Below are 19,131 nucleotides of genomic sequence, written 5' to 3'. Positions count from 1 at the left end.
AGGATCGTGAGCCGTCGGGCAGCACGACGCCCTCCCCGTCGTGCACCGTGACGAAAGGAAGACTGATGAGCACGGAACTCCCCGAGATCCCCGATGCCGAGAGCGAGCTGTTCCATGACGACGACGACGGTGTCCTGTACGACGACGACGTGACGCCGGAGTACGGCATCCTGGGCTTCACTCTGCGTGAGCTGTTGATCGTCGGCGTCTGGCTCGTCGCGTTCATCGTCTCCTTCTTCCCGTTGGCCGGCGGGGCATCGATCTGGGGCACGGGGATCCAGTGGATCCTGCCCATCGGCATCCCGACGGTCGCCGTCTTCCTGTTGGTGCTCCGGCGGTTCTCGCCCGACGGCATCCGGCGCGTCGGCTCCCTGGGCATCGACCAGTTCGCCTCCGTGGCCTTCTCCGTGTCTGCGGTCATCTGGCTGGGAACGCTGTGGAACGCCGTGGCCGGAGTGATCGAATTCGGCGTCTTCGTGCTCTCGTGGAGCGGCATCGTCCAGCTCGTGGCGGCGCTCGCGCTGGTGGCGCTGACGGTCTTCGCACCGATCATCCCCGGGCTCCGGGAGGACTTCCACGGGCGCCTCGTGACCCTCGCCCACCGCAACGCCAACCCGGTCCGTCCCGTGATCGCGCGCCCCCGTCCTGAACCGGCCGCCGTCGGTCAGGAAGGACCCGCGGGCGAGGACCAGAACCCGCACGCGCCGGCGAACGCGACGCCGGAGGCCGCAGCGTCGGAGGCGGATGAGCCGCTCGGCGACAGCGGACCGGCGCCTGACCGCGGGGCCGATCTCGACGTCGAGCTCTCCGGACAGCAGACGACCGACGAGGTCGCGCGGTTCGACATCGCCGGACAGGTGCCGTTGGCCGCCCACGCCTCCGGAGGAGGAACCGGGACCGAACAGACGATCGCCGACGAGGAGTACGTGCCCACGTACTCGCGCCGCTCACGGAATCAGGACATCGTGTCCGACACCGGGAGCATCGAAGCCCTCCTCGGAACGGCACGCAGCGTCGAGCACGGCGGCACGCACGATGCGGATGCCGACATCGATGACGAGGCGAACGCGTCGGCGGACTCCTCCGAAGATGTCGAGACGACGAATCTGCGCACGGTGCCCGGCGTGGCCCAGCCGTTCTGGATCCTCGCCCCCACCGAGCGCGACGTGCATGACGAGCGAGGCGAACCGCTGTTCCGCATCGGACCGATGGCGTGGGCTCTCGTGATCGAGGATCGGGGCGGCGCGTACGTGGTCCGTCACGACGACGGCCGGATCGGCTACCTCCACGACATCTCCGACATCTCGAAAGGCTGACAGTGCGCACGATCGATCTGCGGGGGCGCGAGCTCTCGCCCGCCGCCATGCTCGCCGCGGTTCCTCGGGCCTCGCAGGCCCGCGCTGAAGCGCTCGACACGGCGGTGCGCATCGTCGACGACGTCCGGGAGCGGGGCGAGATCGCCTTGCGCGAGCAGGCTGAGCGCTTCGACCGCGTCGCCGGACACGCGATCCGCGTTCCGTCTGCGCACATCGAGGAAGCCCTGACGAACCTGAGTCCCGATGTGCGGGCGGCGTTGGAAGAGGCCATCCGTCGCGTGCGGATCGCGTCCGCCGCGCAGGTCCCCGCGACGCAGGTCACCGAGATCGGCGAGGGCGCGCGCATCACGCAGCGGTGGCAGCCCGTCCACCGTGTCGGGGTGTACATCCCCGGCGGTAAAGCCGTGTATCCCTCGAGCGTCATCATGAACGTCGTCCCGGCGCAGGTCGCCGGGGTCTCGCAGATCGCCCTCGCCTCCCCGCCGCAAGCGGATCAGGACGGGCGCGTCCACCCGACGATCCTCGCCGCTGCGGGGCTCCTCGGCGTGACCGAGGTGTACGCGATGGGCGGTGCGGGCGCGATCGGCGCCTTCGCGTGGGGTGTTCCGGCGGTCGATCTCGATCCGGTCGACGTGCTCTCCGGGCCCGGCAACAACTACGTCGCCTCGGCCAAGCGCGCGGTCGCCGGCGTCGTCGGAACCGACTCCGAGGCCGGTGCCACCGAGATCCTGGTCGTCGCGGATGCCGCGGCCGACCCCCGCCTGATCGCGGCGGACCTGGTCAGCCAGGCGGAGCACGATGAGCAGGCATCCGCCGTGCTGGTCACCGACTCCGAGGAACTCGCCGCCCGGGTGGCCGCCGAGGTCGCGGAGCTGGCCGGTGCCACACGCCACGCGGAACGCGTCGCCGCCGCTCTCGCGGGCCCGCAGTCCGCGATCGTGCTGGTCGATGACCGCGCCATGGCGACGGCGTTCAGCAACGCGTATGCGCCCGAGCACCTCGAACTGCACCTCGAGGATGCCGAGGACGCGGCGGCGTCGTTCACGAGCGCGGGAGCGGTGTTCGTCGGCGACCAGACTCCGGTGAGCCTGGGCGACTACCTGGCGGGCAGCAACCACGTCCTTCCCACCGGTGGACAGGCGCGCTACGCCCCGGGTCTCGGCGCCTACACGTTCCTGCGTCCGCAACAGGTGATCTCGTACGATCGTGCCGCGCTGGCCGCCGTCCGCGAGGGGGTGGTCGCCCTCGCCAACACCGAGGTGCTCCCCGCTCACGGTGAGGCGATCGAAGCACGATTCACGGCGTAGGTTAGACAGATGCATTGCCCGTTCTGTCGCCATTCCGACTCCCGTGTGATCGACTCGCGGACCAGCGATGACGGTCTGTCGATCCGTCGGCGTCGGCAGTGCCCGGAGTGCGGGGGACGCTTCACCACCACGGAGACGGCGAGCCTCAACGTGATCAAGCGCTCCGGCGTGATGGAGCCGTTCAGTCGGGAGAAGGTCATCTCCGGCGTGCGGAAGGCGTGCCAGGGGCGACCGGTGACCGAGGCGGACCTCGCGATCCTCGCCCAGCGCGTGGAGGAGGCCGTCCGGCAGACCGGGGTGTCGCAGCTCGACACGAACGAGATCGGCCTGGCCATCCTCGGCCCGCTCCGTGATCTCGACGAGGTCGCGTTCCTGCGCTTCGCGAGCGTCTACCAGGCTTTCGATTCGCTCGAGGACTTCGAGGCGGCCATCACGGAGCTGCGGGCCGACCACTCCGAGAAGGCGCCCGTCGACCGCTAATCTGGCAGTGATGTATCCGCTGCTCTTTCGCGCTGTCCTGTCGCGCTTCGATCCCGAGTTCGCCCATCACGCCGGCATGGCGGTGATCCGCGTGCTCGGCGTGCCTCCGTTCTCGTCCGCGACACGGGCGTTCACCGCTCCGGATCCGTCGTTGCAGGTCGAGGCGCTCGGACTGCGCTTCCCGTCGCCGTTCGGAATCGCGGCGGGTTTCGACAAGAACGCGATCGGGGTGCGGGGTCTCGCCGCCCTCGGCTTCGGACACGTCGAGGTCGGCACCGTCACGGCGATCCCGCAGGAAGGCAACCCCAAACCTCGGTTGTTCCGTCTGATCGCCGACCGTGCGGTGATCAACCGCATGGGCTTCAACAATCAGGGTGCGGATGCCGTGGCGCGACGGCTGGCCCGTCTTCGGCGCGGCGCACCGGACACCGTCGTCGGTGTCAACATCGGCAAGAGCCGCGTCGTCGATGTGGACGAGGCGACTGCGGACTACGTCGCCTCCGCGGTGCGTCTCGCGCCGCTCGCCGACTATCTCGCGATCAACGTCTCGTCTCCGAACACGCCGGGTCTGCGCGGGTTGCAGGCGGTCGAGACACTGGCTCCGCTGCTTCGTGCCGTCCGCGCGGCCGCCGGAACCACGCCGCTCCTGGTCAAGATCGCGCCCGACCTCAGTGACGAGGAGATCAGCGCGATCGCTCAGCTCGCTGTCGCGGAGGGGCTCGACGGCATCATCGCGCACAACACCACGATCAGCCGAGCGGGCCTGCTCACCGACGAGGCCACCGTCGCAGCCGCCGGTGCCGGCGGGCTCTCCGGCGCTCCGCTCAAGGAGCGATCGCTGCAGGTGCTTCGTGTCGTCCGTGCCGCGGTGCCCGAAGACTTCTGCGTGATCGCCGTCGGGGGAGTGGAGACGCCCGCCGACGTGCAGGAGCGCCTGGATGCCGGGGCGACGCTCGTGCAGGGATACACGGCGTTCCTCTATCGGGGCCCGTTCTGGGGACGGGAGATCAATCGCGGACTGGTCGCGCGCTGACGCTCCCGTCGACGACGAAAGGCCCCTCGATCCGCGGATCGAGGGGCCTTTCGTCGTCTGTCAGGGGTCAGGCGGGGTACTGGCCGCGCTTGACCTGGGGCTTCGGCAGGCGCATGAAGCGCATCTGCAGGGACCGCATCGCCGCGTACCAGCCGAGACCGCGCTCGAGTCGGTCCTTGCCGAACTTCGCCGCAGCCTTCCGCTTCACCCGGAGGCCCAGGAGGATCATGCCGCCGACGGCGATCACGAGGTACGCCATCATCACGAGGTAGGCGTAGAAGGCGACCGCCAGCTCCGCGGGCACCAGCGATGCCAGGATGACGAGCACCATCACCGCCATCACGAACTCGGCGGGGTGCCAGCCGGCGTCCACGTAGTCGCGCACCCAGCGGCGCTGCGGGCCCTTGTCGCGCGCGGGGAGGTACTTCTCCTCGCCCGCGGCCATACCGGCCTGCGCGCGGTTGCGTCGCTCGTTGAGCTCGGCGCGCGCAGCGGCTTTGGCCTCCTTCGTGTTCGCGACCAGCGGGCGGCGACGGGCTGCCTCCTGCTGCGCGCGGCTCGGCGTCGCACGGCCCTTCCCGACGCCGGGCGTCTCGGGGGCGTCGTCGTTCGTCGGAGGGGAGACAGGAGTAGTGGCCACGAGAATCCTCGGTTCGCTGAAGGTGGATCACCTTAAGATTACTCGCATGACTTCTCCCGCTCTCCCCAGTACGCCGGATTCCGCTGTCCTCGAAGCCGTGGCGACCGGCATCCCGGCCGCTCTCTCCGATCTCGGACACCTCGTGCGCATCCCCGGAATGGCCTGGCCGGCATTCGACCAGACCCAGTTGCAGCGCAGCGCGGAGGCCGTCGCGGCCCTCGCGACCGGCACCGGCGTCTTCGACGAGGTCCGGGTGCTCCGCGCGGCGATCCCCGGCACCGACGAGCACGGGCAGCCGGCGGTGCTCGCCACGCGCGCGGCGCGCAACGGCAAGCCGACCATCCTGCTCTACGCCCACCACGATGTGCAGCCTCCGGGAGATGACGCACTGTGGGAGACGCCGCCGTTCGAGCCCACGGTGCGCGACGGACGCCTCTACGGGCGCGGAGCCGCTGACGACAAGGCGGGGATCATGGCGCACATCGCCTCCGTGCGTGCGGTCTCCGAGGTGCTCGGCGACGACCTCGAACTCGGGATCGCCCTGTTCATCGAAGGCGAGGAGGAGTACGGATCTCGGTCTTTCGCCCAGTTCCTCTCCGACAACAAGGACGCGCTCCGCGCCGATGCGATCGTCGTCGCGGATTCCGGGAACCTCGACTCGGTGACCCCGGGTCTCACCGTCTCCCTGCGTGGCAACGCCCGCTTCACCCTGCGCGTGCGCACGCTCGACCATGCGTCCCACTCCGGGATGTTCGGCGGCGCGGTGCCCGACGCGATGATGGCCACCGTCCGGCTGCTGTCGACCCTGTGGAACGAGGATGGGTCGGTCGCCGTCGAGGGGATGAGCGCACGGGAGTCCGACACGCCGGAGTACACCGAGGACACGCTGCGCGACGAGGCGGGTCTGCTCCCCGGCACGACTCCGATCGGCGACGGGTCCATCCTCGGACGTATCTGGAACAAGCCCTCGGTGACGGTGATCGGGATCGATGCGACGAGCGTGGCCGCGGCATCGAACACCCTGCTCCCGGAGGTCACCGTCGTGATCAGCGCCCGCGTCGCACCGGGGCAGAGCGGGGCCGACGCCTACGAGGCTCTCCAGCGCCACCTCCGCGCGCACGCTCCCTTCGGCGCCGAGCTGACCTTCTCGGATGCTGACCTCGGAGACGGCTTCCTGGTGGACACCAGCGGATGGGCCGTCGGCCTGACCCGCGACGCGATGCGCGACGGCTACGGTGTTCCGCCTGTCGACCTCGGCGTGGGCGGATCGATCCCGTTCATCGCCGATCTCGTGCGGGAGTTCCCTGAGGCGCAGATCCTCGTCACGGGCGTGGAGGACCCGCACTCGCGCGCGCACAGCCCGAACGAGTCGCTGCACCTCGACACGTTCCGCCATGCCGTCGCCACCGAAGCGCTGCTCCTCGCGCGCATGAACGGTCACGAACTCGCACGGTGAACGTCGGCTCGCACGGCTCTCCCCGGATCTCGCCGCGTTGTCGGAAGGCGGCGGTAGAATTGCGGGAAAGCCGTGCGACTGCGGCCCCGTCACGAGGAGCGACATGAGCGACACCACTATGACTTCCGACAGCACCACCGCCACCACCAACGCGCACGGCATCACGCTGACCGATGCCGCAGCGGTCAAGGTCAAGAACCTGCTCGAGCAGGAGGGCCGTGACGACCTGCGTCTGCGCGTGGCCGTGCAGCCGGGCGGATGCTCGGGCCTGATCTACCAGCTCTACTTCGACGAGCGCTATCTCGAAGGCGACGAGACCGTCGACTTCGACGGCGTCGAGGTCATCGTCGACAACATGAGCGTCCCGTACCTCGACGGCGCATCCATCGACTTCAAGGACACGATCTCGGAGCAGGGCTTCACGATCGACAACCCGAATGCCGCCGGCAGCTGCGCCTGCGGAGACAGCTTCCACTGACCCCTCGCAGGGGGCGTCGGACACCGGCGTCTTTTGCCCAGGACAGCGCCGAATCCGGCCCGTGAACCTGCGTGGTTGGCATGAATCCGGTGTGAGGTTGCTCTAGACTGAGATGTGCCCTGTCCGCAATCTGAAAGGTGCATCGTGCCCTCGAAACACCGCCTTCGTTGGGCCGCTCTCCCCCTGGGAGTTGTGGCAGCCGTGGTCCTGGCGGGATGTACCACCACCGAGCTGAACGGGTATCTGCCCGGCTTCGTCGAGGGTGAGCCTGCGACGACGAACCAGACCGAGCGCGTGTCGTCTCTCTGGGTCAACTCCTGGATCGTCCTGCTGGCCGTCGGCATCATCACCTGGGGCCTCATGGCCTGGGCCGCGATCGCCTACCGCCGTCGCAAGGGTCAGACCGGACTGCCTGTGCAGATGCGGTACAACATGCCGATCGAGATCTTCTACACGATCGTGCCGCTGATCCTCGTGCTGGGCATGTTCTTCTTCACGGCCCGCGACCAGGCCGAGATCGAGGCGAAGTGGGACGACCCCGACGTCGAGATCACCGCGATCGCGAAGCAGTGGGCGTGGGACTTCCAGTACGACGCCGAGTCCGACGAGGACACCGTCTGGACGATCGGCATCCAGGGCCAGCCCGACAAGGACGGCAACATCGACCAGTCGCAGCTGCCGACCCTGGTGCTCCCGGTCGATCAGAAGGTCACGATCAACCTGCAGTCGCGCGATGTCATCCACTCGTTCTGGATCATCGACTTCCTGTACAAGAAGGACATGTACATCGGCAAGGACAACTCGTGGTCCTTCATCCCGACCCGCGTCGGCGAGTACAGCGGAAAGTGCGCCGAGCTCTGCGGCGAGTACCACTCGATGATGCTCTTCAACGTGAAGGTCGTCGAGCAGGACGAGTACGACGCGTACCTCCAGTCGCTCGAGGAGAAGGGCAACACGGGCGACATCACGGACGAGTACGACCGTCTGCAGAACCTCCCGGGCACCACGCCCCAGAACGACTCCGAGGAAGGAGAGGAGTAAGCCATGTCGACCACTGAAGCACCCCGCACCGACGAGGCTCCCCGCTCCCGTCCCACGACTCTGCCGTCCCGCCAGGCTGCTCTGATGAGCTCCTCGCGCGTCGAGCAGAAGGGCAACATCGTCGTCAAGTGGATCACGTCCACCGACCACAAGACCATCGGGTACATGTACCTGATCGCCTCTGTGCTGTTCTTCCTGCTCGGTGGTGTGATGGCCCTCGTCATCCGCGCCGAGCTGTTCGCTCCGGGAATGCAGATCGTTCCCACCAAGGAGCAGTACAACCAGCTGTTCACGATGCACGGCACGATCATGCTGCTGATGTTCGCGACGCCGCTGTTCGCGGGCTTCGCCAACGCCATCCTGCCGCTGCAGATCGGTGCCCCGGATGTCGCCTTCCCGCGTCTGAACGCCTTCGCGTTCTGGCTCTTCCTCTTCGGCTCCACCATCGCCGTGGCCGGCTTCCTCACCCCGCAGGGTGCGGCGTCGTTCGGCTGGTTCGCCTACCAGCCGCTGGCGAGTGCCTCGTTCTCGCCGGGTGTCGGTGGAAACCTCTGGATGGTCGGGCTCGGGATCTCCGGATTCGGAACGATTCTCGGTGCGGTGAACTTCATCACCACGATCATCACGATGCGTGCCCCCGGTATGACCATGTGGCGCATGCCGATCTTCTCCTGGAACACGCTCATCACGAGCCTTCTGGTCCTGATGGCCTTCCCGGTCCTCGCAGCCGCGATCTTCGCCGCCGCCGCTGACCGCATTCTCGGCGCCCACATCTACGACCCGGCCAACGGCGGCGTGCTGCTCTGGCAGCACCTGTTCTGGTTCTTCGGCCACCCCGAGGTCTACATCATCGCGCTGCCGTTCTTCGGCATCGTCTCGGAGATCTTCCCGGTGTTCAGCCGCAAGCCGATCTTCGGATACAAGACCCTGGTCTACGCGACGATCGCGATCGCGGCCCTCTCGGTCGCCGTGTGGGCGCACCACATGTACGTGACGGGATCGGTGCTGCTGCCGTTCTTCGCCCTGATGACCATGCTGATCGCCGTACCCACGGGTGTGAAGATCTTCAACTGGATCGGAACACTCTGGCGAGGCTCCGTGACCTTCGAGACGCCGATGGTCTTCGCTCTCGGCTTCCTGGTCTCGTTCGTCTTCGGCGGTCTGACCGGTGTCATCCTCGCGGCTCCGCCGCTGGACTTCGCGCTTTCGGACTCGTACTTCGTCGTCGCCCACTTCCACTACGTCGTCTTCGGCACCGTGGTGTTCGCGATGTTCGCCGGGTTCTACTTCTGGTGGCCGAAGTGGACGGGTCGCATGCTCAACGAGCGTCTCGGCTACGTGCACTTCTGGATGCTGTTCATCGGCTTCCACATGACCTTCCTGATCCAGCACTGGCTGGGCGTCGACGGCATGGTGCGACGCTACGCGGACTACTCGGCGGCCGACGGATGGACCTGGCAGAACCAGGTGTCGACCATCGGAGCGATGATCCTCGGCGCCTCGATGCTGCCGTTCTTCCTGAACGTCTGGATCACGGCCCGCAAGGCGCCCAAGGTCACTGTCAACGACCCGTGGGGCTACGGTGCATCGCTCGAATGGGCGACGTCGTGCCCGCCCCCGCGTCACAACTTCACGTCGATCCCGCGTATCCGCAGCGAGCGGCCCGCCTTCGACCTGAATCACCCGGAGGCCGCGGAGTTCGCAACGACCGCTCCCGGCGAGCGAGAGGTCCACTGAGCCATGCGCGACAACGTCATCCTCTGGTGGATCCTGACCGCGTTCTTCGCCCTCATCGGCGTGATCTACACGGGCTGGAACATCCTGGCGCACCCCGGTCTGCCTCTCGTGAACCAGATCGAGTGGGTCGGCACGGTCGCCCTCTTCTTCTCGGCCTTCATGGGTGCGCTCATCGCGTTCTACCTCGACCGGACGCACGCCGCCCAGAATGGTGAGCTGCCCGAGGACATCCTCACGGCCGACATCGACGACGGCGACCCGGAGCTCGGCGAGTTCAGCCCGTGGTCCTGGTGGCCGATGGTGCTGGCAGGCTCCGCGGCGATCTTCGTGGTCGGTCTCGCCGTCGGACAGTTCCTGCTTCCGATCGGTCTCGCGGTGTTCGTCGTCGCGATCATCGGATGGGTCTACGAGTACTACCGCGGCAACTTCGCACGCTGAGTGCAGACACGCGAAGAGAAGGCCCCCGGATCTCCGGGGGCCTTCTCTTTTCGTCAGGGACCGAGGGGGCGCGGTTCACGCACGGGTACGGATGCGTGCCACGCCCGTGAGCGGGTCCACGGGGCGGCGGTGCACACCGTCGGCATCCTCCACCGGGTAGCCCTCCCGCACCCAGTACTCGAAGCCACCGATCATCTCGCGGACGTCGTAGCCCAGAGTGCTGAATGCGAGCGCCCCTTTGGCGCCGGCGTTGCAGCCCGGGCTCCAGCAGTACACGACCACCGCGGCATCCCGCGGGATCTCCACGGGAGCGCGCTCGGCGATCTCGCTGTAGTGCATGTGGATCGCGCCGGCGACGCGGCCCTGCGCCCAAGCCTCGTCGGAGCGCACATCGATGACGACGATGTCTTCGCCTGCGGAGAGGGCGGCGTGGACATCACTGGCGTCCGTCTCGTAGGCGAGTTTGGCGGCGTAGTAGTCGGCACGTTCGATCATGGCCTCAGCCTAGAACCCGCGCACAGAACTCGCCGTGTCGTTCCGGCCGCCCTTCGCAGGAATCCGGTCACGGACAGACGGGTCATGGCCAGACGGGTCACGCCAGACGGGTCAGAGCTCGACGGTCATCTGTACGCGTCGCCCGTAGCGATCGATCCCGAGCGCGGCTTCCGCATCGATCAGTCCCCGGAGGAAGGGTGTCTCCGGGATGCTCTCCAGGAAACCGCAGGAGGCGTAGAACGGTGCATTCCACGGCACCTCCGCATAGGTGCGCAACGTCACGCGCGAGTGTCCGCGCTCACGTGCCTCGTCGAGTGCGGCGGTGAGGAGCGTGCGGCCGTACCCCTGACGCCCGGCGGACGGGATCACGGAGAGCTGGTCGAGGTGGGCACTGCCGTCGACCTCGAGAACATGCGCGAAGCCGACGGGGGAGCGGTCGTCCTCGGCGATCAGAGCGAAGCCCGGCGCGGAGAGACGTCCGATCGGTTCTTGAGCTGGGGGCCACTTCCAGGCACCCAGGGCATCGATGAGGATCGCGTCAGCCGACGTCTCGATGGCCTGGAGGGACTCGGCGTCCGACCCCTCTGCTGCACGTATCGTGATGCTCATCGCGCATCCTCCACGACGGCGGCGACGGCCTCGATCTCGACCAGCTGATCGTCGTAGCCCAGCACAGTGACGCCCAGGAGAGTGCTGGGCACCTCGTGAGGCCCGAACGCGGCATGGATGACATCCCAGGCCGCCACGAGGTCTTCCTGCCGCGTGGAGGCCACCAGCACACGAGTGCTGATCACGTCGGTGAGTGCCGCGCCGGCCGCTTCGAGGGCGAGGGTCAGGGTGTCGACGCAGCGCCCGGCCTGGGTAGCGTAGTCGCCCGGTGCCGTGGTGGAGCCGTCATCCTCGAGCGGGCAGGACCCTGCAAGGAAGATGAGCCGGGCGCCGGGCGGCGCCGTGGCGGCAGCCGCGTACGGGGCGGGGGCGAGAGCGGATGAACGGATGAGTGTGACTGCTGAGGTCATACTTCGATCCTGCCACGCGCATATGAAAGGGCCCTGTCCGAGTGGACAGGGCCCTTTGCAACGGGGGAGAGGCGAGGGCTACGCCTCGTCGTCTGTCTTCTTCTTGCGCGGCTTCTTGACCGGCTCGGTCGCGATCACCGTGCTCGGGGTGTTCCCCGTCTCATCGACGTGGTCCTCCGAGGCGATCAGCGGTGCGTCCGGGAAGCCGGCACGTTCGTGCGCTCCCTGGATCTCGGCGGTCTCCGCGGCGTCCGCGCTGGCGGTGACGTGGTGCTGGTGCGCGTCAGCCGCCTCGACCTCGGCCTGCGTGAGCGGGGCGAGTCGATCCTCGAAGAACCACCGCGAGATCGAGGACCGGAGGTTCTCGGTCCACGGGATACGGCCCTGGGCGTTCGGGCGGACCACGAGGGGCTCGTAGCCGTCGGTGTCGATGAGCTTCCAGCGGTCGTACTTGTCGACCGGCTGGTGCACCTCGATGAACTCGCCGCCGGGGAGGCGGACGATGCGCCCGGACTCGAATCCGTGAAGGACGATCTCACGATCCTTCTTCTGCAGCGCGATGCAGATGCGCTTCGTGACGAAGTAGCCCAGGACGGGAGCGATGATCAGCATCGCCTGGAGCGTGTGGATGACGCCCTCCATCGTGACCATGAAGTGGGTCGCGATGAGGTCGGACGAAGCCGCAGCCCACAGCACCGCGTAGAACAGCACACCGGCGACGCCGATGGCGGTGCGGGTGGCCGCGTTGCGCGGACGCTGAGCGATGTGGTGCTCGCGCTTGTCGCCCGTGATCCATGCCTCGATGAAGGGGTAGACCGCGACGAGCACGATGAAGAGTCCGAGCACGATCACCGGCACCAGGATGCCGAGGGAGAGCGTGTGGTTGAGGATGACGATGTCCCAGTTCGACGGCGCCAGACGCAGCGCACCGTCGGCGAATCCGATGTACCAGTCAGGCTGGGTTCCGGCGGACACGGGGGACGGGTCGTACGGGCCGTAGTTCCAGATCGGGTTGATCTGGAAGAACGTCGCGATCAGCACGATGGTGCCGAAGACGATGAACAGGTAGCCGCCCATCTTGGACATGTACACCGGCATCATCGGGTAGCCCACGACGTTCTCGTTCGTGCGGCCGGGGCCGGCGAACTGCGTGTGCTTGTTGATGATCATGAGCATCAGGTGCACGACGATGAGCGCGATCACGATCATCGGGAGCAGCAGGATGTGGAGGGTGTACAGGCGTCCGACGATATCCGTGCCGGGGAACTCGCCACCGAACAGCAGGAAGGAGATCCAGGTTCCGACCAGCGGGAAGCCCTTGATCATTCCGTCGATGATGCGCAGACCGTTGCCCGAGAGCAGGTCGTCGGGGAGGGAGTATCCCGTGAAGCCCTCGGCCATCGCGAGGATGAACAGGACGAAGCCGATGACCCAGTTGAGCTCACGCGGCTTGCGGAAGGCGCCGGTGAAGAACACGCGGAGCATGTGGACGCCGATTCCCGCGATGAACACGAGAGCGGCCCAGTGGTGGATCTGGCGGACCAGGAGACCGCCGCGCAGGTCGAAGGAGATGTGCAGCGACGACTCGAGGGCCGCCGACATCTCGATACCGCGCATGGGGGCGTAGGCGCCGGTGTAGTGGGTCGGCACCATCGACGCGTCGAAGAAGAACGTCAGGAAGGCCCCCGAGAGGAACACCACCACGAAGCTCCACAGCGCGATCTCGCCGAGCATGAACGACCAGTGGTCGGGGAAGATCTTGCGACCGAGCTCCTTGACCATGCCGGAGAGGCTGGTGCGCTCATCGATGTAGTTCGACGCGGCACCGACGAAGCGACCGCCGAGCGGTGCCTTCTTGGTGTCTTTGTCCTCGTTGGACAGCGTTGCGGTGCTCAATGGCGCTCCCAGAAGCTCGGGCCGACGGGTTCCGTGAAGTCGCTGCGCGCGATCAGGTAGCCCTCGTCATCGACGGTGATGGGCAGCTGCGGCAGCGGACGAGCCGCCGGGCCGAAGATGACCTTGGCGTGGTCCGTGACGTCGAACTGCGACTGGTGGCACGGGCACAGCAGGTGGTGGGTCTGCTGCTCGTACAGAGCCACGGGGCATCCGACGTGCGTGCAGACCTTCGAGTACGCGACGATTCCGTCGTAGGACCAGTCCTTGCGGTCTTCGGCCTCGATGAGCTGCTCGGGACGGAGACGCATCATCAGCACGATCGCCTTCGCCTTCTCCTCGAGGTAGCCGTCATCGTGACCGAGGTCGGCCAGATCAGCCGGGATCACGTGGAAGGCGGATCCGAGGGTGACGTCGGCAGCGCGGATGGGGGTGCCGTCGGGGTCGCGCACCAGGCGCATCCCCTCGTCCCACATCGTGTGCTTGAGCAGGTGCACCGGGTCGCCCGCGTGGGGGTCCTCGGGCGTGGAGTGCGGGGCGAGGCCGCGGAACAGCGTGACACCGGGGATGATCGAGGCGACGACCGCTGCGAACAGCGAGTTGCGGATCATGCTGCGGCGTCCGAAGCCGGACTCCTCGTTCGCGTCGGAGAACGCCTGGATCGCCGCCGCGCGGGTCTCTTCCGTGCCGCGCGTCGGGTGTCGCATCTCGATGTGCTCGTTGTCGGCCATGAGGGCCTTGGACCAGTGGATCGCGCCGATACCGATGCACAGCAGAGCCAGCGCGATGCCCAACCCGATGAACAGGTTGTTCTGACGGATGTCGATCAGAGCGCCGCTCTCGATCGGGAACAGCATGTAGGCGGCGACCGCCCAGATGCTGCCGGCGAGCGAGAGATAGAACAGCGTGTAGACGGTGCGGTCGGCCGTCTTCTCGATGCGCGGGTCCTTGTCGGTCATCCGCGCGCGGTGCGGCGGCAACCCCGGGTTCTGCACGGGATCGCTGACTGCGACGCCCAGCCCCGGCGAGGGCTGGTAGGCCCTGTCAAGAGCCTGCGAGTCGTCGTCGTGTGCCATGGTGCTCCTCGTACGTTCCTCTTCGATGAATAAGCGTCAGTTGGACTTCGCCGTGATCCACACGGTGATGGCGACCAGGGCGCCGATACCGAAGATCCACACGAACAGTCCCTCGGACACCGGTCCGAGAGAGCCGAGCGAGAACCCGCCGATCTGCACGGCCTGCTGCTGGTAGAGGAGAGCGGAGACGATGTCGCGCTTGTCCTCGTCCGAGAGGTTCATGTCGCTGAAGACCGGCATGTTCTGCGGGCCGGTGACCATGGCCGCGTAGATGTGCAGGGCGCTGGTCTCGGTGATGGCCGGGGCGTACTTGCCCTCGGTGAGTGCTCCACCGGCGGCGGCCACGTTGTGGCACATCGCGCAGTTCACGCGGAACAGCTCCGCACCGTTGGCGACGTCGCCGCCGCCGTCGAGGATGTGCTCCGACGGGAAGCTGGGCCCGGGGGCCTCCTGCTGCACGTAGGAGGAGATCGCGAGGATCTGCTCCTCGGTGAACTGCGGCTCCTTCTGCGGTGCCTGCGGTCCCTGCATCTGCAGCGGCATGCGGCCCGTGGACATCTGGAACTCGGTCGCGAGCTCACCCACCCCGTAGAGGCTGGGGCCGTTGGGGGTCCCCTGCATGTCGAGGCCGTGGCAGGTCGCGCAGTTCGCCTTGAAGAGCGTCTCGCCGTCTTCGACGGTGAGCTGCGACGTCACGGCGGACGCGGTGTCGGTCGCAGCGAATGCGGCCGACGTTCCGGCGTACACCGCGCCGGTGATCATGAGGCCTGCGCCGATGATGGCGGCCGCAGCCAGGGGGCTGCGACGACCATTCGAACGGCGCTTCTTCTCTCGTGCCATCTCGGGGATCAGCTCCGCTCTTATTTCAGGAAGTAGATGACGGCGAACAGGACGATCCAGACGACGTCGACGAAGTGCCAGTAGTACGACACCACGATGGAGGAGGTGGCTTCCTTGTGCCGGAAGTTCTTGACCGCGTAAGCGCGTCCGATCACGAGCAGGAAGGCGATGAGACCGCCGGTCACGTGCAGCGCGTGGAAGCCGGTGGTGAGGTAGAAGGCCGAGGCGTACGAGTCCGCGCCGATCGGCATGCCCTCGGCGACGAGCTGGGCGTACTCCCAGACCTGACCCGAGACGAAGATCGCGCCCAGCGCGAAGGTGAGGAAGAACCACTCGACCATGCCCCAGCCGAACAGGCGGCGACGTCCGGTGCCGTTCTTCTGCCCCTTGGGGAGCTTGTATGCCTGGAGGTCTTCAGCGGCGAAGACTCCCATCTGGCAGGTGAACGACGAGAGCACCAGGATCGCGGTGTTGACGAGCGCGAACGGCACGTTCAGGAGCTCGCTGCGGTCGGCCCAGAGCTCGGGAGAGGTACTCCGGAGGGTGAAGTAGATCGCGAAGAGTCCCGCGAAGAACATCACCTCACTGCCGAGCCACACAATGGTGCCGACAGCTACCGGGTTGGGCCGCTTAATGGTTCTCGCCACCGGGGCATACGTCGCTGAGGTCGTCACTCTTCCATTATGGCCGATGTGCGGGCATGATTCTCGCATCAGGACCCTGGTTTCGGACCGGTTGCGACTTAGGCGACCCTAAGAAAACACTGCGAATCCTCGGTGAATCCGCGGGAAACAGCGGATGCTGGGTCGGCGGTCACGCGTCAGCAACGATCTGCACGTTTTCTCGCGCCGATAGGATCGCTCACATGGCTGATTCGCTGACCTGGACCGACGTGCTCACCTCTCTGCTGGAGCGCCGGGATCTCAGCGTCTGGGAATCGACGTGGGCCATGCGCCAGATCATGCAGGGCAAGGTCACCGAGGCGCAGCTGGGCGGCTTCCTCGTCGCTCTGCGCGCCAAGGGAGAGACGATCGACGAGATCGTCGGCTTCCGCGACGCGATCCTCGAGGCCGCGGTTCCCCTCCCGGTGTCACCCGACGTGCTCGACATCGTCGGAACGGGTGGCGACAGGGTCGGCACGGTCAACGTGTCGACGACGGCAGCGATCATCATCGGGGCCACGGGCATCCCGGTCGTCAAGCACGGCAACCGCGCCGCCAGTTCGGCGTCGGGTTCGTCGGACGTGCTGGGCGCTCTCGGTCTGGAGCTCTCGCTCAATCCAGAACACGTCGCGACCATCCTCGACCGGACCGGCATCACCTTCGCCTGGGCCGGCGCCTTCCACCCCGGTTTCAAGCATGCGGGGCCGGTGCGCGCGGAGCTCGGGGTGCCCACCGTGTTCAACATGCTCGGTCCTCTTTGCAACCCTGCCCGTGCCGAGGCCAATGCGGTCGGGGTCGCTCAACTCGAGCGCGTGCCTCTCATCACCGGTGTGTTCCGGACACGGGGTGCGACCGCGCTCGTGTTCCGTGGGGACGACGGACTGGACGAGCTCACGACCACGGGCCACAGTCGGATCTGGGAGGTCACCCGCGGAGACATCCACGAGCACGACCTGGATCCCCGCGACCTCGGAATCCCGGTCGCCGACCTCGCAGATCTTCTCGGCGGGACGCCGGAGCACAACGCCGAGATCCTCCGTCGGACTCTGCAGGGAGAGCGCGGCGCCGTGCGCGACATCGTGCTCCTGAATGCCGCGGCCGGAATCGTCGCGTACGAGCTCTCGCAGGATGCCGCCCAGGTGCAGCGGCCGATCCTGGAGCGGCTGCGTGAGGGCCTCGCCCGTGCGACGGCTGCGGTCGATGACGGCCGCGCCGCGGCGAAGCTCGAGCAGTGGATCGGCGTCAGTCGCGAGTTGGCCTCCGCCTAGGGCGCAGCATGGACCCGGTCGACGCGCTGCTGGAGATCGCCTCTCTGCTGGAGCGCGAACGCGCGTCACGGTACCGGGCCAAGGCGTTCCGTCAGGCCGCCGCGACCCTTCAGGAGCTGCCGGAGGACGTGCGCACCGACCCCACCCGCCTGCGGGCGAGTCGTGGCATCGGCGAGTCGACGTTCGCGGTGATCCGCGAGGCGCAGCAGGGCGGGGTGCCGAGCTACCTGACGGAGCTTCGCGGCGAGGTGGAACCCGAGAAGGTGTCGGCGCTGCGTGCGAAGCTGCGGGGTGACCTGCATGCCCACACGGACTGGTCCGACGGGACGACGCCGATCGCGGCGATGGCGGCAGCGGCCCGCGCTCTGGGCCATGAATATCAGGCGATCACGGATCACTCGCCTCGGCTGCGGGTCGCCCGAGGGCTGTCGGCGGAGCGGCTGCGTGAGCAGATCCCGCTCGTGCGCGCCGAATCAGCGGACGGGTTCACGCTGCTCGCCGGTATCGAGGTGGACATCCTCGAGGACGGCGCGCTCGACCAGGACGCTGATCTCCTCGGCGAACTCGACATCGTGGTCGCATCGGTGCACTCCAAGCTGCGCATGGACTCGCGGCCGATGACCGCCCGGATGATCGCGGCGGTCTCGCATCCCCGGGTCAACGTGCTGGGCCATTGCACCGGACGGCTCGTCCAGGGGGAGCGCGGCACCCGACCGCAGTCCCTGTTCGACGCCGCGGCAGTGTTCGCCGCGTGCGCCGAGAATGGCGTCGCGGTCGAGATCAACTCGCGTCCGGAACGCCAGGATCCACCGGATGAGCTCATCGGGATCGCTCTCGAAGCCGGGTGCCTGTTCTCCATCGATTCCGACGCGCACGCACCGGGGCAGCTCTCGCTCCTCGACCACGGTGCCGAGCGTGCCGAACGACTGGGCGTGCCCGCCGCCCGCATCGTGACGACGTGGGGGCTGGAGCGGCTTCTCGCCTGGACCGAGTAGCGCTCCTACTTCGCCGCGGCGGAGATCGCAGCGAGTGCACGGGTCATCGACCCGCCCAGGTTCCATTTCTCGGACAGCGCGTCGGCGATGTCCTGTTCGGCGGGGTCGAGCGGCCGGAGCGCGATGCCGGGAGCGGTGATCGGAAGCCCGGTCGCCACCGCCACGACGGTCGGTGCCACATCGAGATAGTCGGACGCGGCCAAGACCTTCGCGCGGACGCCGGCGCTCATGCCTTCGCCGGCCGCGGCAGCAGTGCGGATGCCGTCGAGGTCGGCGTGCGCCTGCAGCAGCGTCGCAGCCGTCTTGTCTCCCACTCCCGCGACGCCCGGAAGTCCGTCGGACGCGTCGCCGCGCAGCGTGGCGAAGTCTGCATACTGCGACGGCAGCACTCCGTACTTCGCCACCACGGTCGCGTCGGTGACGATCTCGAGATTGCTCATGCCGCGCGCCGTATAGATCACCCGCACATCGCGGTCGTCATCGACGAGCTGGAAAAGGTCGCGGTCGCCCGTGACGATGTCGACCGGCATGTCGGCGTTGCTGGCCAGGGTGCCGATCACGTCATCGGCCTCGTGCTCGGCCACGCCGATGATCGGGATGCCGATGGCGCCCAGGGCCTCGCGGATGAGGGGGATCTGCGCTTCGAGCGGGTCAGGGACCTCCTCGACGTCAGGACCGGCAGGGACCACTTCCACGACGCGATGGGACTTGTAGCTGGGGACGAGATCGACGCGCCATTGCGGTCGCCAGTCGTCATCCCAGCAGGCCACCACGTGCGTCGGCTCGTACAGGGTGACGAGCTTGGCGATGATGTCGAGAAGCCCGCGGGCGGCGTTGATGGGGGACCCGTCGGGTGCTTTGACCTTGTCGGGCACACCGTAGAAGGCGCGGAAGTAGAGACTGGCGGTGTCGAGCAGCATCAGACGGTCGGTCACGACGTCAGTCTGGCATGTCGGT

At 67.4% G+C, this 19,131-nt stretch carries 20 protein-coding genes; 11 read left to right on the top strand and 9 right to left on the bottom strand.

Going from position 1 to position 19,131, the window contains the following annotated elements; translation table 11 throughout:
- Nucleotides 1-65 precede the first annotated feature (65 nt).
- Genes ACWA14_RS09560 through ACWA14_RS09545 form a run of 4 tightly spaced genes read left to right on the top strand, consistent with a single transcriptional unit; the run spans nucleotide 66 to nucleotide 4,136 of the window.
- A complete protein-coding gene (locus tag ACWA14_RS09560; RefSeq protein WP_463792801.1) occupies nucleotides 66-1,316 on the top strand; it encodes a hypothetical protein in 1,251 nt (416 codons plus the stop codon).
- Between the two features lie 2 nt (nucleotides 1,317-1,318).
- Nucleotides 1,319-2,623 carry a histidinol dehydrogenase gene (gene hisD, locus ACWA14_RS09555; RefSeq protein WP_463792799.1) on the top strand — a complete coding sequence of 435 codons (1,305 nt, stop codon included), beginning with the start codon at nucleotides 1,319-1,321 and terminating at the stop codon, nucleotides 2,621-2,623.
- 9 nt (nucleotides 2,624-2,632) lie between these two features.
- Nucleotides 2,633-3,103, top strand: a complete 471-nt coding sequence (gene nrdR, locus ACWA14_RS09550) for a transcriptional regulator NrdR (protein WP_463792797.1) — start codon at nucleotides 2,633-2,635, stop codon at nucleotides 3,101-3,103.
- A gap of 10 nt (nucleotides 3,104-3,113) precedes the next feature.
- Nucleotides 3,114-4,136, top strand: a complete 1,023-nt coding sequence (locus ACWA14_RS09545; RefSeq protein WP_463792793.1) for a quinone-dependent dihydroorotate dehydrogenase — start codon at nucleotides 3,114-3,116, stop codon at nucleotides 4,134-4,136.
- 67 nt (nucleotides 4,137-4,203) lie between these two features.
- On the opposite strand, the gene ACWA14_RS09540 is transcribed toward ACWA14_RS09545, so the two are convergent.
- The gene (locus ACWA14_RS09540) at nucleotides 4,204-4,776 is read right to left on the bottom strand and encodes a DUF3043 domain-containing protein (RefSeq protein ID WP_463792791.1); all 573 of its coding nucleotides are present in this window, start codon (nucleotides 4,774-4,776) and stop codon (nucleotides 4,204-4,206) included.
- A gap of 46 nt (nucleotides 4,777-4,822) precedes the next feature.
- On the opposite strand from ACWA14_RS09540, the gene ACWA14_RS09535 reads away from it, so the two are divergent.
- The 5 genes from ACWA14_RS09535 (at nucleotide 4,823) to ACWA14_RS09515 (ending at nucleotide 9,926) form a co-directional block, all read left to right on the top strand.
- Nucleotides 4,823-6,232: a M20/M25/M40 family metallo-hydrolase gene (locus tag ACWA14_RS09535; RefSeq protein ID WP_463792789.1), complete on the top strand. Its 1,410-nt coding sequence runs from the start codon at nucleotides 4,823-4,825 to the stop codon at nucleotides 6,230-6,232.
- 103 nt (nucleotides 6,233-6,335) lie between these two features.
- Nucleotides 6,336-6,710, top strand: coding sequence for an iron-sulfur cluster insertion protein ErpA (gene erpA / locus ACWA14_RS09530; RefSeq protein ID WP_463792788.1), 375 nt, complete (start codon nucleotides 6,336-6,338; stop codon nucleotides 6,708-6,710).
- A gap of 144 nt (nucleotides 6,711-6,854) precedes the next feature.
- Complete coding sequence (ctaC, locus tag ACWA14_RS09525) at nucleotides 6,855-7,751, top strand: aa3-type cytochrome oxidase subunit II (protein ID WP_463792785.1); 897 nt, start codon at nucleotides 6,855-6,857, stop codon at nucleotides 7,749-7,751.
- A 3-nt stretch (nucleotides 7,752-7,754) separates the two neighbouring features.
- On the top strand, nucleotides 7,755-9,488 hold the full coding sequence (gene ctaD, locus ACWA14_RS09520) for an aa3-type cytochrome oxidase subunit I (protein ID WP_463792783.1): 1,734 nt from the start codon (nucleotides 7,755-7,757) through the stop codon (nucleotides 9,486-9,488).
- Nucleotides 9,489-9,491: 3 nt separating this feature from the next.
- On the top strand, nucleotides 9,492-9,926 hold the full coding sequence (locus tag ACWA14_RS09515; protein WP_463792780.1) for a cytochrome c oxidase subunit 4: 435 nt from the start codon (nucleotides 9,492-9,494) through the stop codon (nucleotides 9,924-9,926).
- Between the two features lie 75 nt (nucleotides 9,927-10,001).
- Here the strand turns inward: ACWA14_RS09515 and ACWA14_RS09510 are convergent, their stop codons facing one another.
- The 7 genes from ACWA14_RS09510 to ctaE all read right to left on the bottom strand — a co-directional run bounded on the left by ACWA14_RS09510 (nucleotide 10,002) and on the right by ctaE (nucleotide 15,962).
- Nucleotides 10,002-10,421 (bottom strand): rhodanese-like domain-containing protein, encoded by a 420-nt coding sequence (locus ACWA14_RS09510; RefSeq protein ID WP_463792779.1) that lies wholly within the window; start codon nucleotides 10,419-10,421, stop codon nucleotides 10,002-10,004.
- Nucleotides 10,422-10,532: 111 nt separating this feature from the next.
- On the bottom strand, nucleotides 10,533-11,030 hold the full coding sequence (locus ACWA14_RS09505; protein ID WP_463792777.1) for a GNAT family N-acetyltransferase: 498 nt from the start codon (nucleotides 11,028-11,030) through the stop codon (nucleotides 10,533-10,535).
- On the bottom strand, nucleotides 11,027-11,440 hold the full coding sequence (locus ACWA14_RS09500) for a RidA family protein (protein WP_463792776.1): 414 nt from the start codon (nucleotides 11,438-11,440) through the stop codon (nucleotides 11,027-11,029). Before ACWA14_RS09500 ends, ACWA14_RS09505 begins: the two co-directional genes overlap by 4 nt.
- A gap of 78 nt (nucleotides 11,441-11,518) precedes the next feature.
- The gene (gene qcrB / locus ACWA14_RS09495) at nucleotides 11,519-13,336 is read right to left on the bottom strand and encodes a cytochrome bc1 complex cytochrome b subunit (RefSeq protein WP_463792774.1); all 1,818 of its coding nucleotides are present in this window, start codon (nucleotides 13,334-13,336) and stop codon (nucleotides 11,519-11,521) included.
- Nucleotides 13,333-14,409 carry a cytochrome bc1 complex Rieske iron-sulfur subunit gene (gene qcrA, locus ACWA14_RS09490; protein ID WP_463792773.1) on the bottom strand — a complete coding sequence of 359 codons (1,077 nt, stop codon included), beginning with the start codon at nucleotides 14,407-14,409 and terminating at the stop codon, nucleotides 13,333-13,335. The genes qcrB and qcrA overlap by 4 nt, the downstream gene beginning before the upstream one ends.
- Nucleotides 14,410-14,445: 36 nt before the next feature.
- Nucleotides 14,446-15,249: a cytochrome bc1 complex diheme cytochrome c subunit gene (gene qcrC / locus ACWA14_RS09485; protein WP_463792771.1), complete on the bottom strand. Its 804-nt coding sequence runs from the start codon at nucleotides 15,247-15,249 to the stop codon at nucleotides 14,446-14,448.
- A 20-nt stretch (nucleotides 15,250-15,269) separates the two neighbouring features.
- The gene (ctaE, locus tag ACWA14_RS09480; protein WP_463792770.1) at nucleotides 15,270-15,962 is read right to left on the bottom strand and encodes an aa3-type cytochrome oxidase subunit III; all 693 of its coding nucleotides are present in this window, start codon (nucleotides 15,960-15,962) and stop codon (nucleotides 15,270-15,272) included.
- A 152-nt stretch (nucleotides 15,963-16,114) separates the two neighbouring features.
- Between ctaE and trpD the strand changes: the two genes are divergently transcribed.
- Both trpD and ACWA14_RS09470 read left to right on the top strand, forming a co-directional pair.
- The gene (gene trpD, locus ACWA14_RS09475; RefSeq protein WP_463792769.1) at nucleotides 16,115-17,179 is read left to right on the top strand and encodes an anthranilate phosphoribosyltransferase; all 1,065 of its coding nucleotides are present in this window, start codon (nucleotides 16,115-16,117) and stop codon (nucleotides 17,177-17,179) included.
- Between the two features lie 8 nt (nucleotides 17,180-17,187).
- Nucleotides 17,188-18,174 (top strand): PHP domain-containing protein, encoded by a 987-nt coding sequence (locus ACWA14_RS09470; RefSeq protein WP_463792766.1) that lies wholly within the window; start codon nucleotides 17,188-17,190, stop codon nucleotides 18,172-18,174.
- A gap of 5 nt (nucleotides 18,175-18,179) precedes the next feature.
- On the opposite strand, the gene ACWA14_RS09465 is transcribed toward ACWA14_RS09470, so the two are convergent.
- A complete protein-coding gene (locus ACWA14_RS09465; protein ID WP_463792764.1) occupies nucleotides 18,180-19,109 on the bottom strand; it encodes a 5'-3' exonuclease in 930 nt (309 codons plus the stop codon).
- Nucleotides 19,110-19,131 lie beyond the last annotated feature (22 nt).

It is taken from the genome of Microbacterium sp. TW_SC_2 (assembly GCF_055361165.1).
Note: the sequence above shows the minus strand (reverse complement) of the source record. Positions and strands in the feature narration are given on the sequence as shown.